At 62.7% G+C, this 15,600-nt stretch carries 13 protein-coding genes; 7 read left to right on the plus strand and 6 right to left on the minus strand.

Annotation, left to right across the window (positions count from 1 at the left end; genetic code table 11):
* Positions 1-629 precede the first annotated feature (629 nt).
* Positions 630-2,054, plus strand: coding sequence for a hypothetical protein (locus Q0D44_RS10120; RefSeq protein WP_294136137.1), 1,425 nt, complete (start codon positions 630-632; stop codon positions 2,052-2,054).
* Between the two features lie 245 nt (positions 2,055-2,299).
* Here the strand turns inward: Q0D44_RS10120 and msrA are convergent, their stop codons facing one another.
* The 5 genes from msrA to pabB all read right to left on the minus strand — a co-directional run bounded on the left by msrA (position 2,300) and on the right by pabB (position 6,656).
* Complete coding sequence (msrA, locus tag Q0D44_RS10125) at positions 2,300-2,971, minus strand: peptide-methionine (S)-S-oxide reductase MsrA (protein ID WP_294136139.1); 672 nt, start codon at positions 2,969-2,971, stop codon at positions 2,300-2,302.
* Positions 2,958-3,110, minus strand: a complete 153-nt coding sequence (locus Q0D44_RS10130; RefSeq protein WP_182914030.1) for a hypothetical protein — start codon at positions 3,108-3,110, stop codon at positions 2,958-2,960. Before Q0D44_RS10130 ends, msrA begins: the two co-directional genes overlap by 14 nt.
* A 325-nt stretch (positions 3,111-3,435) precedes the next feature.
* On the minus strand, positions 3,436-4,638 hold the full coding sequence (locus Q0D44_RS10135; protein ID WP_294136149.1) for a pyridoxal phosphate-dependent aminotransferase: 1,203 nt from the start codon (positions 4,636-4,638) through the stop codon (positions 3,436-3,438).
* Between the two features lie 185 nt (positions 4,639-4,823).
* Positions 4,824-5,447 carry an aminotransferase class IV gene (locus Q0D44_RS10140; RefSeq protein WP_294136150.1) on the minus strand — a complete coding sequence of 208 codons (624 nt, stop codon included), beginning with the start codon at positions 5,445-5,447 and terminating at the stop codon, positions 4,824-4,826.
* A 33-nt stretch (positions 5,448-5,480) separates the two neighbouring features.
* Positions 5,481-6,656 carry an aminodeoxychorismate synthase component I gene (pabB, locus tag Q0D44_RS10145; protein ID WP_294136152.1) on the minus strand — a complete coding sequence of 392 codons (1,176 nt, stop codon included), beginning with the start codon at positions 6,654-6,656 and terminating at the stop codon, positions 5,481-5,483.
* A 260-nt stretch (positions 6,657-6,916) separates the two neighbouring features.
* On the opposite strand from pabB, the gene Q0D44_RS10150 reads away from it, so the two are divergent.
* A complete protein-coding gene (locus Q0D44_RS10150) occupies positions 6,917-7,300 on the plus strand; it encodes a DUF983 domain-containing protein (protein ID WP_217673592.1) in 384 nt (127 codons plus the stop codon).
* 221 nt (positions 7,301-7,521) lie between these two features.
* Here the strand turns inward: Q0D44_RS10150 and Q0D44_RS10155 are convergent, their stop codons facing one another.
* A complete protein-coding gene (locus tag Q0D44_RS10155) occupies positions 7,522-7,959 on the minus strand; it encodes a thioesterase family protein (protein WP_119749153.1) in 438 nt (145 codons plus the stop codon).
* Between the two features lie 240 nt (positions 7,960-8,199).
* On the opposite strand from Q0D44_RS10155, the gene Q0D44_RS10160 reads away from it, so the two are divergent.
* From Q0D44_RS10160 to Q0D44_RS10180, 5 genes are all read left to right on the plus strand, one after another.
* The gene (locus Q0D44_RS10160) at positions 8,200-10,506 is read left to right on the plus strand and encodes a TonB-dependent receptor (RefSeq protein WP_294136155.1); all 2,307 of its coding nucleotides are present in this window, start codon (positions 8,200-8,202) and stop codon (positions 10,504-10,506) included.
* 132 nt (positions 10,507-10,638) lie between these two features.
* The gene (locus tag Q0D44_RS10165; protein ID WP_294136157.1) at positions 10,639-11,982 is read left to right on the plus strand and encodes an ectonucleotide pyrophosphatase/phosphodiesterase; all 1,344 of its coding nucleotides are present in this window, start codon (positions 10,639-10,641) and stop codon (positions 11,980-11,982) included.
* Between the two features lie 86 nt (positions 11,983-12,068).
* The gene (locus Q0D44_RS10170; protein WP_294136159.1) at positions 12,069-13,292 is read left to right on the plus strand and encodes a YceI family protein; all 1,224 of its coding nucleotides are present in this window, start codon (positions 12,069-12,071) and stop codon (positions 13,290-13,292) included.
* A 122-nt stretch (positions 13,293-13,414) separates the two neighbouring features.
* A complete protein-coding gene (locus Q0D44_RS10175) occupies positions 13,415-13,765 on the plus strand; it encodes a Rap1a/Tai family immunity protein (RefSeq protein WP_294136161.1) in 351 nt (116 codons plus the stop codon).
* A gap of 128 nt (positions 13,766-13,893) precedes the next feature.
* The gene (locus tag Q0D44_RS10180) at positions 13,894-15,264 is read left to right on the plus strand and encodes a class II 3-deoxy-7-phosphoheptulonate synthase (protein ID WP_294136164.1); all 1,371 of its coding nucleotides are present in this window, start codon (positions 13,894-13,896) and stop codon (positions 15,262-15,264) included.
* Positions 15,265-15,600 lie beyond the last annotated feature (336 nt).

Consider the following 15,600-nt stretch of genomic DNA (forward strand, 5'->3'; position numbering starts at 1 on the left):
TGCCGACCGATGATCGCGAAAGCCGCCTTTCGTTGGTCGCGGTCGCCCCGCGTGCGGGAACGGCTGAGATGTTGGACGGACCGGAATGTTGGACTCGGAAGTTGGTAGGCATGAAGCTGCCACCCATTTGATATTCCTGACTTACCCGCAATCGCGCGCTAAGGCTTCACCTTGCATCATATTTTACCGTCTCGTCGTCCTGGCCGGGACCCAGCTGGTCCTTTGGAGTAATTGGGGATTGCGTCCCTGGAATTCTGCCTTACGTTATCCAATCTGTGGCGCATAAATGACAATGTGCGAAAATTGTTACGGCGGCGTTTACGTTAGATCTGTGCGGTGCTATATTACTGGTATCCCAATCGAAAGTGCGGGAGTAGGTTGTTTATAACGTCAACAATTATTTTCGAGATGGTGCGGTTCATAGTAGCCTCACTTAAGAAGATGGTTGGAAGATTGGCCATGACGAAAGTCGCGGCAATCATACCGACATTATACACGATTATGTTCGAACAAAGTCCCATTAGAGTGTTTTGGCGCTCGACAGACACCTGTGCTGGGGGAAGAGCGCTTCCGAAAGGAAAGATCCGCATGGGACGCGGATTGCTCTTCCCCCCTCTCGTGGAGCGGGCGTGGTCGATTGGATTCCGACACTTAAGCATTACCCGCACTTCGATAAGCCTATACGGCCAAAAGATATCGAAAAGCTGGTATGTGATCCCGATGCGGTTGCACGCAACAGCTTCTATCCGTTCATGCGGTTTGAAGAAAAGTGGCAACCGTTCCGCGACAAACAAGGCGGCAAGCCCGACAAGAAGGTGCGGGAACTGCGATTCGCAAGCCGACGCGACGCTTATATCTATTCCTACTATCGGCACATTCTTCGCGAGCCTTACGAAGCAGCCTTGGCGGCACGGGGCCTTGGCGACAACGTAATAGCGTATCGCAAGCTGACAACGTCGGAGGGCAAAGGGAAGTCCAACATCGACTTCGCTCTTGACGCCTTCAACGTCATACGTGGCTACGGCAACGCGGCAGTTGTGACGCTCGATATCAGCAAGTTTTTCGAGAGTATCGACCACGAATTGCTGCGGCAGAAATGGTGCGGATTGCTGGGGGTGGCAGAATTGCCGCTCGATCATGCGGCAGTTTTCCGCGCTATTACACGATATGCGATCGTCGATCGGGACGCGGCCTACGAGCGGCTCGGCTATCTCACATGGCAAGCAAAAGGTTCGAGTAGAATTCCCGTTTACAAGACGGGCTTCAAGGACATGCCGCGACAGCTATGTACTAATGCCGATTTTCGCGAGAAGATTTGCGGCAAAGGCGGGGCGGTCGCGAGCTTGATCGAAACGAACAAAAATCATTTCGGCATCCCACAGGGTTCGCCAATCTCTGATATGCTCGCGAACCTGTACCTAATCGACTTCGACAGCGCGTTGAAAGCGTACGTCGATGCGATCGACGGGGCATTTTTTCGTTACTCCGACGATATTATCATTGTCATTCCCGGCGGCGAAACGGAAGCGTTAGCCGCGCGTGACTTCGCTATGGCGGAGATTCAAAAGCACGGACCGCAGATCGTTATCAAATCGAAGAAAACGTCTGTGCTGAAATACTCCCCCGCCCCCGGCGGACAGGCGTTCGAGAGGCTGCACGGCGAGCAAGGCCGAAACGGCCTCGAATACCTCGGTTTTCGATACGACGGACGTGCAGCATACCTACGCGATGCAACGCTATCGCGGTTGTATAGGAAAGTAACACGGTCGATACGTGCCGAGGCGCGTGCGTTAGTGCGGCGATATTCTGGCAAGGATCAAGCATATATCGAGAGCCAATTTGACGCCCCCAAATTTATGCAACGGTACGGACGAGTCGAGGAATTCGACCCTACCGCCAGCTACGACACATGGACGTTTTGGACGTACGCAAAGCGCGCTATCGAAACATTCGGGCCGCTTGGGAGACCCATCAGCGGGCAGTTGAAGAACTACGGTCGGATTGTCCGCACCCGAATGGCGCACGAGATTGCTAACGCCCTCGCCAATAAGTGAGTCCGATTAGCGGCGTTAATCCACAGATCCGTTTCGAGATTCTCTATGCTATCCCATACGATGCGGGGATGATGACGACACCTTACCAAATCCCCAAACTGAACCAGTGCCAGCTTTCAAGGTGCGATCTTGGTGCCGAGAATGTCGCCTTTGTTGGCGGGAGGCGACGCCGCGCGAACGGCAGCTATTCTCATATTCTGTGCCAGACCCGACGTTCCCCCACCAGCCCTCACCACGCAACCGCCTCAAGCCGACGGCTTGTCCTGATACAGCGCCGGAAACATCGCCTTGAACGCCGCCAGCTTGGGTGCGTCCCAGCGCATGATGTAGGGATGGCGCGGGTTCTTGCGCATGAAGTCCTGATGATAGGCGTCAGCGTCCTGGAAGCCGGTGAAGCGTTCCACCTTGGTCACCACCGGGTCGCGCCACAGGCCTGCCTTGCTGAGCTGCGCCAGATAGGCGGTCGCTGCCTTGCCCTGCTCGGCGTTCAGCGGGAAGAGCGCGCTGCGATATTGGGTGCCATGGTCTGGTCCCTGATAGTTGAGCGTCGTGGGATCGGCGATGACCGAGAAGAAGATACGCAGCAGCGTGGCGTAGCTGACCTGTTTGGGGTCGTAGGTGACGCGGACGGCTTCGGCAAAGCCGGTGTCGCCGCCGCTGACCATCTCATAATCGACGCGGCGGTTGGCCGGGCCACCGGCAAAGCCGGACTTGACCAGATGAACGCCCTTCACATGGGAAAAGACGCCCTCCACGCCCCAATAGCAGCCGCCCGCGAACACAGCGGTTTCCAGCTTGCGGGTGGGCGCGGCATCGATGGCGGCGACAGGGGCCAGGACCGGGCGCTCGGCGCGCGCAGGGGACGCGACGGCGAGCGCCGCGAGAATGGCGAGGCTGATGCCGTCAGAGCGCCGCATGATTGGTGCTGGTCGCGGCAATCGCCGGGGAGCTGAGGATCGGCTGTTCATCGGGCTGGAGCAGTACCATGCCGACGGCACCGATCGCAAACCCGCCCAGAAAGCGCAGGAACAATTCGGATTTCAAAAATGCCATCATGGCCTGTGCCTTTCTTATTCTTTGGTTTCGGCGGTTCAGGCCGATCGGTTACACCCCGCTGCCTTGCCCCTTGCTGAATATCGCGCCGCACAGGTGCGGCTTTCGACCAGAACAAGGGACAGAACGACGAACGGGGCGTCGCCTTAAATCAGTTTCACTATGCAACGTGGATATAGAGCCTCCCGCGCTGTCTGCAAGACGGCGCGGGTGGAAAAGGACCGTTTCTGTTTGTGTGGGAATGGGGGCGTTGGCGTCTGAACGCCCCGCCCCTCCACCACTGGCTTCGCCAGCGGTCCCCCTCCCCAAGCACGCTTGGGGAGGACTGTTATTTCAGCGCGGCGCAGGCTTCCTGGATGCGGGTGCAGGCCTTTTTCAGCACCTCTTCCGACGTCGCATAGCTGATGCGGAAGGCGGGGGAGAGGCCGAAGGCCGCGCCATGGACGGCGGCGACCTTGGCTTCGTCCAGGAAATAGCCGATCAGCGTTTCGTCGCTGTCGATCGTCACCCCCTTGGGCGTCACCTTGCCGATCACGCCGCTGGCGTCGGGATAGACGTAGAAAGCGCCTTCGGGCGTCGGGCAATCGAGACCCGGCGCGTCATTGAGCATCGCGACGACCATGTCGCGGCGCTTCTTGAAGGCGGCGTTGCGGTCCTCCAGAAAATCCTGCGGCCCGGTGAGCGCGGCGACCGCGGCGGCCTGGCTGATCGAGCAGGGGTTGCTGGTCGACTGCGATTGCAGCTTGCCCATCGCCTTGATGATCCATTCGGGACCACCGGCAAAACCGATGCGCCAGCCGGTCATGGAGAAAGCCTTGGAGCAGCCATTGACCGTCAGCGTGCGGTCATAGAGTTCCGGGCAGACCTGCGCGATGGTGGCGAAGGGCGTCGTCGCATACCAGACATGCTCATACATATCGTCGGTCATGATGAGGACATGGGGATGGCGCAGGAGCACGTCCGCCAGTTCCTTCAGTTCCGCCGCCGAATAGGCCGCGCCACTGGGGTTGGACGGCGAGTTCAGCATCACCCATTTGGTGCGCGGTGTGATCGCGGCGTCCAGCTGGGCGGCGGTGATCTTGTAGCCCTGGCTCGCCGGACCTTCGATGAACACCGGGGTGCCGCCGGCAAAGTTCACGATGTCGGGATAGCTGACCCAGTAAGGCGCAGGGATGATGACCTCATCGCCCACATCCACGGTCGCGACCAGCGCATTGAACAAGGTGTGCTTGCCACCGGAATTCACCGTGATCTGGCTGCGCTTGTAGGCCAGGCCATTGTCGCGCTGGAATTTGAACATCACCGCTTCCTTGACGTCGGCGGTGCCGTCCACGTCGGTATAGCGGGTCAGGTTGTTGCGGATGGCGGCAATGCCCGCTTCCTTGACGAAATCGGGCGTGTCGAAGTCCGGCTCCCCCGCCGACAGGCCAATCACGTCCACGCCCTGCGCCTTGAGCGCATTCACCCGCGCGCTCATGGCGAGCGTGGCGGAAGGCTGGATACGACCAAGGGCGGCGGAAGTCTGGCTCATGGTAATTATCTTTCTCCAAAGCGATTTCAAAGCGGGCGGCACCGCCCGCTGACTCGGAAATCGCGACAGCAAATGACTAAATCCCCTTGTCCGCCTGTAAAGCGGACGCGACGCCCCTTAGTGCGCAACGGACGCAGGGGCAACCGCCAGTTGGCGCGTCGTGGCTTTACGGCAGAAAGATGTGGCTAATGCGCCCGCGTCGCGGCAACCATGCCGCGCGCGGCGTTGCCGATGAAGAAGCCATTGTCCAGATCATGCGGGCGCAGGTCGGCCTCGACCGCCTCCCCCATGTCGATCAGGCTCTGGCGCAAGATGCCGGGCAACAGGCCGCGCGACAGTGGCGGGGTGAGCAATTTGTCGCCGCGCTCGACGAAGATCGAGGAATAGCAGCCCTCGGTCAGATAGCCCTGCGCGTCGATCAACGCGACTTCATAGGTGCCGCCGCGCGCCAGCGCATCGCGATAGAGCGACCGGTCGGTGGTCTTGTGCAGCAGCCGCAGGTCGTCGGCAGGCGCATGGCGCGGCACCACCTTGACCGGGACGATCGCGGCGGGCCAGGCGATCCGGTCGCGCACCTCGATCGCCACCGCGCCGCCGCGCGACACCATCAGCCGCACCCGGCTATGGTCGCGCAGGCGGAAGGTCGCGGCCTGCAATTCGTTGCGCACGCCATGACGATCGAAGGCAAAGCCGAGCGCGTCGGCGCTCGCCTTCAACCTTGTCAGGTGCAGCTCCAGCAACCTGATGCCTTCGAGCGGATCGAAGGCCATGGTTTCGAGCAGATCATAGCGTCCATCGGCCAGTGACATTCCCACTATTCCAAGCCGTTGGCGGCAACTATGTCAAGCGCCAGCAAGAAACCGCCCCTTGGCCAGACATTCCGCCCATTCCGAACCGGCCTCTGAATCCACTACCAGACCAGAGCCAAGCCCCAGACGTCCGACGCCCGCGCCTTCATCGATGGTCAGCGTGCGGATCGCGACGTTGAACGCGGCGTCGCCATCCGGGTCGATCCAGCCCATGGAGCCGGTATAGACGCCACGCGCATGGGGTTCGAGCGCGTCGAGTATCTCCATCGCCCGCACCTTGGGCGCGCCGGTGATCGAACCGCAGGGGAACAGCACCCGCAGCACATCGACCGGCGACAGGCCGGGCAGGATGCGCGCGCGCACGGTCGACACCAGCTGGTGGACGGTGGGATAGGTCTCCACCTTGAACAGGTCCGGCACGGTCACGCTGCCCGCGCGCGACACGCGCGACAGGTCGTTGCGCAGCAGATCGACGATCATCAGATTTTCCGCGCGCTGCTTGGCGTCGCTTTGCAGCCATTGGGCCAGCGCCGCGTCCTGTTCAGCATCGGCATGGCGGGTCGCCGTACCCTTCATCGGCCGTGCGGTCAGCTGGCCGCGCACCAGCGTGAAGAAGAGTTCGGGCGAAAAGGACAGCAACGCCTGTCCGCCGGTGCGGATCACCCCGCCATAGCCCGCCGCCGCGCGGGGGCGGATCGCGGCATAGAGCGCCATCGGATCGCCGATGACGCTCGTTTCGCAGGGGAAGGTCAGGTTCGCCTGATAAATGTCCCCCGCGCGGATATAGTCCTGCACCGCGTCGAACGCCGCGCGATACTCGGCCTCGTCGATCAGCGGGCGGGGTGGCGTCACGCTGGCCCCGGCCGGATCGGGCAGCAGGTCAGGCAGCGTCCCCGGCGCGATCAGCCGCACCCCTTCAAACAGGCCGAACCACAGCAGCGGCCCGGCGCTACTGTCGGCCTGACGACGGCGGGCGATCGGCGCGAGCCGCTCCTCCAGCGCAAGGCCGGCCTCATAGGCCATGTAGCCTGCGACATGCAGCCCGCTCTCGCGCGCGTCGGCCAACAGGTCGAGCGCGGGCTGGACCTCGTCCATGCTATGCGCCGCGATGATACCCACCGGATCGCGATAGAGCCGCGCCGGAGCAGCGCCACGCACGCGCGCATCGTCGAACAGGGCAAAGACTTCGGACGGACCGGGGAGACGCATGGCGGCTTATTAACAGGCTTTTGCGCGGGCGAAAGGGTAACTAGTGGCCCGATTCTGACATTCGACACCTTTTGAGGCCAAGTTGCGCTCGAATGTCAGAATCTTCCAGGGCCACTAGAAATTATTGATTCTGGTGGATTTTACGATTTTGCCATTTGCAGACCCATCCCGGCGTCCAGGGGATGCAAATGGCAAAATCAATCCACCAGTGGGAATATGCTATGTTGCGCCGCATGGTCGCAGCCCCTACCTCAGCGCCTATGCCCGACCAGACCCCCAAAGCCGCCCCCGATCGTCCGCTTGGCGCCGCCATCGGCCTGGCACTGCGCGGGCGCTGCCCGGCCTGTGGCGAGGGACGGATGTTCGCCCGCTTCCTCAAGCCGACAACCGCCTGCGCCCATTGCGGCCAGCGCTGGGACGCGCATCAGGCCGACGATTTCCCGTCCTACATCGTCATCCTGCTGCTCGGACACATACTCGTGCCGCTGATGATAGAGGTGAACAGCGCACTCGACATTCCGCTGGGCTGGCAGGCGGCGATCTGGCCGAGCCTGGCGCTGCTGCTGGCGGTCGCGATGATCCAGCCGGTCAAGGGCGCGGTCATCGCCTTCCAATGGTCCCGACGGATGCACGGGTTTGGGTGATCCCGAAGTTGAGGATCATGACCTGGACACGCCCACCCTTTAAGGCGGGTAAGTCGCCTAGGGAGCTGACTCACCTCACTCGTCACCCTGAACTTGTTTCAGGGTCCATTTCGCCGGATCAAGCGGTGGTTCATGAAGAGAAATGGATGCTGAGCCGAAGGCCAGCGCAGCTAAATAAATTCAGCATGACGAAGTGAAATGACCTTTCACTATGTCCCCAATCACCCCGGCTGACGAATGAAATTCAGTTCCATCGCCTCGCGCAGCGTCTCGTCAATCTCGCGGCGGCCTTCGGCGCCATGGGTGACGACGGTGGTGTCGCAGGTGGCGACGCAGACGCCCTTCTGGAACCCGGCCGAGCTGATCGTCCAGCTGGTGCGGCCGATATGGCCGATCGCGCAATGGACGTCGAACGGATAGGGGAAGTGCGATTCCTCGATGAAATTGAGGTTCACATTCGCCACCAGCCAGCGCACGCCCTGTTCCTGCGGATGGCGGCCCATATGATGGTGGAAACGGATACGCGCGGTCTCGAAGATACCGGAAATCGCCACATTATTGATGTGGCCCATCGTATCGAGATCCTGAAAGCGGGTGTCGATGCTGGTAACGAAGCGATAGGCTTCGGGACTGAAACGCCAGGATTCGGGTTTGGCCATGTCCTGCTTTCCAATAAGATAGGGATGGCAATGCCATAGCCATGCTGACGAGTGATGCAATCGCGCCCGCGAAAATGGCGCGACTGCGACCTTTATGACACAATCTGGCGCAAGATGCGCGCGCATCACAAGACTGTCACGCAGACGACGCCAATCCGTCAAGCTCCTAACATTGCAGTGCAACATCACGCGCCTACGGCCCCGGACCAAGCCGATCACGGTCATCCAAGGGGAAATTTCATGCGTCCTGCCACTGCCCTGCTGCTCGCCTCCACCATGCTGGCCGCCACGCCCGCCTTCGCCCAGACAGCTGCGCCCGTCACGCCCGCCGCAGAGGCAGCGCCGGACGATGCGACGATCATCGTCTTTGGTCGCGGCGAGACCCGCCAGGTGCAGGAAATACAGGCGCGTGAGATTGTCGTGCTGACGCCCGGCACCAATCCGCTCAAAGCCATCGAAAAGCTGCCCAGCGTCAATTTCCAGTCGGCCGACCCGTTCGGCAATTATGAATGGTCGCAGCGCGTTACCATCCGCAGCTTCAACCAGAACCAGCTGGGCTTCACCTTCGACGGCATCCCGCTGGGCGACATGAGCTATGGCAACCATAATGGCCTGCACATCACCCGCGCCATCAGCAGCGAAAATATCGGCAGCGTGCGCGTGTCGCAGGGTGCCGGTTCGCTCGGTACGCAGGCGACCGGCAATCTGGGCGGCACGGTCGAGACCTTCTCGGCCGACCCGACCGGCGAACTGGGCGCGCAGGGCGGCCTGACCTATGGCAGCAACGAAACGATCCGCGCCTTCGCCCGCCTCAATCTGGGGACCAAGGATGGCGTGCGCGGCTATGTCTCCTACGGCTATGGATCGACCGACAAATATAAAGGCCAGGGCACGCAGGACCAGCATATGGGCAATGCCAAGGTGATCGTGCCCGTAGGCGAGGCCCAGATTGACGGCTGGCTGAGCTATTCGGACCGCCGTGAACAGGATTATCAGGACATGTCGATGGGCATGATCAATCGGCTCGGCTGGGATTGGGACAACACCTATCCCGACTATACCCGTGCGATCGACTATGCCGCCCGCCTGAATGACGTGGACCGGATCAGCAACAGCGGTGGATCGCCCTTCCCCGATGGCCGTTTCGACTATAGCGGCGCGAGCGTCGCCACCGGCCAGACCTACCCCGGCAATGTCACCAGCGCCGACGACGCCTATTATGACGCATCGGGCCTGCGCAAGGACTGGCTGGGCGCGATCGGCTTCACCACCCCGCTGGGCGAACAGGCCAAGCTGAACCTCAAAGGCTATTATCACAATAATAGCGGCATGGGCCTGTGGGCGACCCCCTATGTCCCCAGCCCCAATGGCGTTCCCATGTCGGTGCGCACCACCGAATATGAAATGGACCGGATCGGCGGCTTCGGCAGCGTCGATTTCACGATCGGTCGCCAGACCCTGAACCTCGGCGCATGGTATGAAAATAACAAGTTCAACCAGGCCCGCCGCTTCTACGCCTTTGCCAGCCGCACGGAACCCGGCCTGTCGTTCCGCGACTATCCGAAGAACCCCTTCGCCACCCAGTGGGAATTCGACTTCACCACCGACACGTTCCAATATCATGTGCAGGACAAGATCGATTTGGGGCTAGTGACGATCAACCTGGGGTGGAAGGGCTTTTCGGTCACCAACAAGGCAGAGGCCGTCATGCAGGCCAGCTTCCCGCAGGGCAAGATCAAGGCGCAGGACTGGTTCCAGCCCACCGCCGGTTTCGTCGTGAAAGTCAGCCCAGAAGCGGAAGTCTTTGGCGGCTTCAGCCAGTCGACCCGCGCCTTTGCCAGCGCCACCACGACCGGCCCCTTCTCGACCAACCAGGCCGGGTTCGATGCGATCAAGGATGATCTGAAACCCGAACAGTCCGACACCTATGAACTGGGCCTGCGCTACAATACGCCCATCTTCAACGGCACGCTGGGCGCCTATCTCGTCAACTTCCGCAACCGCCTGCTCGCGGTACAGGTCGGATCGGCGATCCAGGGCAACCCGTCGGCACTCCAGAATGTCGGCGGCGTCCGCGCCATCGGCGTCGAGGCGGCGGGCGACCTGAAGCTGGGCGGCGGCTTTGGCCTTTATGCCAGCTACAGCTACACCGACGCGACCTATCGCGACGATGTGGTGAACGGCAACGGCGTGCTGGTCGCCGCGATCAAGGACAAGACCGTGGTGGACAGCCCCAAACATATGGCACGCGGCGAGTTCAACTATGACGATGGCCAGCGCTTCTTCCGCGTCGGCCTCAACTATATGTCGCGTCGCTACTATAGCTACACCAACGATGCGTCGGTCCCCGGCCGCCTGATCGTGGACGCCTCGCTCGGCTATCGCTTCACCGACAAGCTGGAGGTGCAGCTCAACGCCACCAACCTGTTCGACAAACGCTATGTCGGCACCATCGGTTCGGGCGGCTTTGGCAATAGCGGCGACGCCCAGACCCTGCTGGTCGGCGCCCCGCAACAGTTCTTCGCCACGCTGAAGGCCGGGTTCTAAACACTGTATCTCCCCTCCCCTTCAGGGGAGGGGCCGGGGGTGGGGGCTATCATTCGGGCGCAGCCAGTGAAGGCACGCCCCACCCCAACCCCTCCCCTCAAGGGGAGGGGCTCAAGAAGGACAGCAATCCCCATGAAAAAGACCGAGCTCCTCGCCACCGCCCTCGCCGCCTGCATCCCGCAAGCGGCGCTGGCGGACCCCGTCCTCCTCATCTCGATCGACGGGCTGCGCCCCGGCGACGTGCTGGATGCCGACAAGCGCGGCCTTTCCCTCCCCAATCTGCGCCGCTTCGTGACGCAGGGCGCGCACGCATCGGGCGTCACGGGCGTGTTGCCGACACTGACCTATCCCAGCCACACGACGCTGATGACCGGCACCACCCCGGCCAGGCATGGCATCGTCGCCAATAACAGTTTCGATCCCACCGGCATCAACCAGGGCGGCTGGTACTGGTATGCACAGGACATCAAGGTGCCGACCCTGTGGGAGGCCGCGACCAGGGCGGGCCTGTCCACCGGCAATATCCACTGGCCGGTCAGCGTCGCGGCGAAGGGCGTGACGTGGAACCTGCCGCAAATCTGGCGCACCGGTCACGCCGACGACGCCAAGCTACTGGACGCGCTGGCAACGCCGGGCCTGAAAGCCGAACTGGAGGCGAAAGTCGGGGCGCCCTACGCCATGGGGATCGACGAAAGCCTGCCCGGCGACCAGCTGCGCGGCCGCTTCGCCACCGCCCTGATCGCCGCGCACAAGCCGCAATTCCTGACCGTTTACCTCACCGCGCTCGACCATGAGCAACATGCCATGGGACCGGACACCCAAGCCGCCAAAGCGGTGCTGGAAAAGATCGACGCGATCGTCGGCGATCTGGTGGCCGCGGAAATGCAGGCGCATCCCGACGCCGTCATCGCGCTGGTCAGCGACCATGGCTTCGAAGCGACCCAAACAGCGATCAACCTCTACCGCCCCTTCATCGACGCGGGCCTGATCACGCTGGACAAGGATGGCAAGGTCGCCTCTTGGCTGGCCATGCCCTGGATATCGGGCGGATCGGCCGCGATCATGCTGGCCCGGCCTGACGACGGGGCGCTGGCGGTGCGGGTGAAGGCGCTGCTCGACACGCTCGCCGCCAATCCGGCCAACGGCATCATACAGGTCGCTGACAAGGCGCAGATCGCCGCGATGGGCGGCAATCCGCAGGCGACCTATTATATCAACCTCGCCCCCGGCTACGTCACCGACGTCTATCGCGGGTCCACCGCGCCGGTGGTCGCGCGCAGTCCGGTCAAGGGGATGCATGGCTATTTCCCCGGCCCCGCCAATCTGCGCGCGACCTTCATGGTCATGGGCAAGGGCATCGCACGGAACAAGGATCTGGGCCTGATCGACATGCGCGCGATCGCGCCCACGCTGGCCAAGGTGATGGGCGCGTCCCTGCCCGACGCGGACGCCGAAGCGATCACCCTCAAGCCATAGGCAACGCTGCGTTTCCCGGCAGGGCGATGGACTTCGCCCCGCGCGCGGCATAGCTTCCGCGCCAAGTCCATCCTGCCGGGGTTTTCATGCAACGCTACAGCCTTGTCGCCATCATCCTGCACTGGGCGATCGCCGCCCTGCTCGCCTTCCAGATCAGCGTCGGCTGGGCGCTGGAGGATCTGGGCGCGCGCGGCTTTGCGCTCTACCAGTGGCACAAGTCGGTCGGCATCACGATATTGCTGCTGACCCTGCTGCGGATCGTGGTGCGCTACTGGAAGCCACGCCCGGCCAAACTGGAGGGCGGCTGGCAGGGCGCGCTGGCGTCGGGCGTGCATGTCGGACTCTACGCCTTCATGCTGGGCGCGCCGCTGACCGGCTGGGCGCTGGTGTCGACCGCCAAGGTCAAGGTGCCGACCCTGCTGTTCGGCGTCCTGCCCCTGCCCCATCTACCGCTGCCCGCCAGCGCGCATGAGCTGGCGGAGGGCGGCCATGGCCTGATCGCCTGGCTCGGCATCGCGCTGTTCCTGCTCCATGTCGCGGGCGCGCTGCGCCATCATTTTCTGATGCGCGACGGGCTGATCTGGCGGATGATACCGGGCCGCTCGACCGCGCTGCTGATCGCGCTCCCCGCGCTGATCCTGCTGGGTCTGGTCGTCGGCAAAGCGATCCTGCCCGCCCCCGCGCCAAAGGCCAGCGCTGCGGTCGAAGCGCCCGAAACCCCGCAAAATATCGCCGAACCCGCCAACCTCGTGGGGGCCGCACCAGACAACGCCGCCGCCAACGCCACCGAAGCCGCGCCGGAAGAACCCGTCGGCCCGCCCCCCGCCTGGACCGTGCAACCCGGCGGCAAAATCGGCTTTTCCGTCGGCAATGATGGCCAGACGATCAGCGGCAGCTTTGCCAAATGGACCGCCGCGATCGGCATGGACCCGGACCATCCCGAAACCGCCGACATCAAGGTGACGATCGACATGGCCAGCGCCAGCGTCGGCGATGCCTATCAGGACGGGATGCTGCCGGGCGACGAATTTTTCGCCGTCGCCAGCCACCCGACCGCAACCTTCACCGCGAAGGGCGCGGAGAAAAGGGGCGCGAACGCCTATCGCGCCACCGGCACGCTCAGCCTCAAAGGCGTCGCCAAGCCCCAGACGATCCGCTTCACCCTGTCGGGCGACGGCGCGACCCGCAAGGTCACCGGCACCGCCACCATTGCCCGCGCCGCCTTTGGCGTCGGCAATGGCGAGAGCAGCGGCGGCCTGGCCCCGCAGGTGGCGCTGACCTTCGCCTTCACGGCGAAACGAAAGGATTGAAATTCCCCGTTCGCTTCGAGCGAAGTCGAGAAGCAACTAGCGCAGCGCAGGCGTGTCTCGACTTCGCTCGACACGAACGGAGGGGTGTGATCTAGGCTTGCCACTTTCCGTGAGGGATTAGAATGATACGCCTGCTCCTCCTCGCTCTCGCTATGGCGGCCACCTCTCCCACCCCGGTCGCGGCCCAAGCCTTCATGTTCGAAAGCGGCACATCGCTGCTCGCCAAATGCCGCAACAAGGCGCCCGAATATGCGCTGGCCTGCACCGCCTATATCGTCGGCGTGGTCGACGGCATTCGCAAGGACAGCTTCATCGGTCGGGGTCGCCCGATCTGCTGGCCGGACAAGATGAGCGCCGACGACGCCCGCCGCACGGTCGTCGCCTATCTCGAACGCTGGCCCGACCAGCGGCGCGGCCCCGCCTCCGTGCTGGTCAGCGTGGCGCTCAACGACCGCTATCCATGCCAGAAATAGCCGCTCGATCAGTCTGATCGAAAGGATCATTGCGCATGGGCGCTGCAAGACTGCTATAAACTTGCCTTGAACGGCGCGGCGGCGTAGGTGCGGCCCCTGTTTTTTTGGTTCATTTTGGGAGACTCGTCGTGGCGGCGAAATGGACGCCGGATAGCTGGCGCGCGCATAAGGGCATTCAGATGCCCACTTACAGGGACACGCAGGCGCTCGCCGCCGTGGAGGCCCAGCTTGGCCAGTTTCCGCCGCTCGTCTTTGCAGGCGAGGCGCGCAACCTGAAAACGGACCTGGCCAGGGTCGCGGCCGGCGAAGCCTTCCTGTTGCAGGGCGGCGATTGCGCCGAAAGCTTTGCCGAGTTCCACCCGAACAATATCCGCGACACGTTCCGCGTGCTGCTCCAGATGGCGGTGGTGCTGACCTTCGCCTCGAAACTGCCGGTGGTGAAGGTTGGCCGCATGGCAGGCCAGTTCGCCAAGCCCCGCTCGGCCGATACCGAAACGATCGGCGGGGTCGAGCTGCCCAGCTATCGCGGCGACAATGTCAACGACATCGCCTTCACCGCACAAGGGCGCGAGCCGGACCCGCAGCGGATGGTGCAGGCCTATAACCAGTCGGCGGCCACGCTCAACCTGCTGCGCGCCTTCTCGACCGGCGGCTATGCCAGCCTGGATCGCGTCCATGGCTGGATGCTCGATTTCATGGGCCGTAGTCCGTGGGCCGCGAAGTTCGAGCAGATGGCCGACCAGATCGGCCAGGCACTCGATTTCATGCGCGCCTGCGGCCTGTCGGCGGAAACCGTGCCGCAGCTTGGCGGAACCAGCTTCTACACCAGCCATGAAGCGCTGCTGTTGCCGTTCGAACAGGCCTTGACCCGGCAGGACAGCCTGACCGGCGACTGGTATGACACGTCCGCCCACATGCTGTGGATCGGCGACCGCACCCGTTTCGAAGGGTCGGCCCACATCGAATATCTGCGCGGCATCGGCAATCCCATCGGCATGAAGTGCGGCCCCAGCCTGGAGCCGGACGCGCTCATCCGCTTGCTCGACGTGGTGAACCCAGGGCGGGAAGCGGGGCGGATCACGCTCATCACCCGCTATGGCCATGACAAGATCGAGGCGGGCCTGCCCAAGCTGGTCCGCGCGGTGATGCGCGAAGGCCATCCGGTGGTCTGGTCCTGTGACCCGATGCATGGCAATGTCGTCAAGGCGGCCAATGGCTACAAGACGCGCCCCTTCGAGCGCATCCTGGCCGAAGTCCGCGGCTTCTTCGCCGTCCACCGCGCCGAGGGCAGCTTCGGCGGCGGCATCCACGCCGAAATGACCGGCCAGAACGTCACCGAATGCACCGGCGGCGCCATCGCCATCACCGACGAAGGGCTGGCGGATCGCTACCACACCCATTGCGACCCGCGTTTGAACGCGGCGCAGAGCCTGGAGCTGGCCTTCCTGCTGGCCGAAATGTTGAATGAAGAACTGAAAGAACGCCGCGCCGCGGCTTGAGGATTGCTTGATGCTCCCCTCCCGCCAGCGGGAGGGGGGACGCGCGCTTCAAAAGGCCCCTACCTTTCACGGAAGATAGTTTCTGGCCAAGTTGGGTGGATTGCGGAATGGCAGCGTTCGGTTTGCGGTGTAGGAAATCGGACGCTCAATTCGCATTCCGTTCACCGCACCAATCGCATCGCCAGCTATGTGTTTTAGCGCCTTATGTCTGTTGAGACCCAAGTTGAACAGTGCCAGCGGAACACGCAGAGAACGTGAGCTGGTAAGTATCTGATATCGCTGGGCGTGGATTTGGTGGCAAAACCGGGTGTGCTAACAACATTTTGCCTGTGACTG

It is taken from the genome of Sphingobium sp., assembly GCA_023266575.1.
Classification (GTDB): Bacteria; Pseudomonadota; Alphaproteobacteria; order Sphingomonadales; family Sphingomonadaceae; genus Sphingobium.

Coding starts and splice junctions, on each gene's coding strand:
- msrA (WP_294136139.1), bottom strand. CDS start 2,971: ATGCGGCGCTCTGACGGCATCAGCCTCGCCATTCTCGCGGCGCTCGCC.
- pabB (WP_294136152.1), bottom strand. CDS start 6,656: ATGCGTCTCCCCGGTCCGTCCGAAGTCTTTGCCCTGTTCGACGATGCG.
- Q0D44_RS10130 (WP_182914030.1), bottom strand. CDS start 3,110: ATGATGGCATTTTTGAAATCCGAATTGTTCCTGCGCTTTCTGGGCGGG.
- Q0D44_RS10170 (WP_294136159.1), top strand. CDS start 12,069: ATGCAACGCTACAGCCTTGTCGCCATCATCCTGCACTGGGCGATCGCC.
- Q0D44_RS10160 (WP_294136155.1), top strand. CDS start 8,200: ATGCGTCCTGCCACTGCCCTGCTGCTCGCCTCCACCATGCTGGCCGCC.
- Q0D44_RS10140 (WP_294136150.1), bottom strand. CDS start 5,447: ATGTCACTGGCCGATGGACGCTATGATCTGCTCGAAACCATGGCCTTC.
- Q0D44_RS10150 (WP_217673592.1), top strand. CDS start 6,917: ATGCCCGACCAGACCCCCAAAGCCGCCCCCGATCGTCCGCTTGGCGCC.
- Q0D44_RS10165 (WP_294136157.1), top strand. CDS start 10,639: ATGAAAAAGACCGAGCTCCTCGCCACCGCCCTCGCCGCCTGCATCCCG.
- Q0D44_RS10135 (WP_294136149.1), bottom strand. CDS start 4,638: ATGAGCCAGACTTCCGCCGCCCTTGGTCGTATCCAGCCTTCCGCCACG.
- Q0D44_RS10175 (WP_294136161.1), top strand. CDS start 13,415: ATGATACGCCTGCTCCTCCTCGCTCTCGCTATGGCGGCCACCTCTCCC.
- Q0D44_RS10155 (WP_119749153.1), bottom strand. CDS start 7,959: ATGGCCAAACCCGAATCCTGGCGTTTCAGTCCCGAAGCCTATCGCTTC.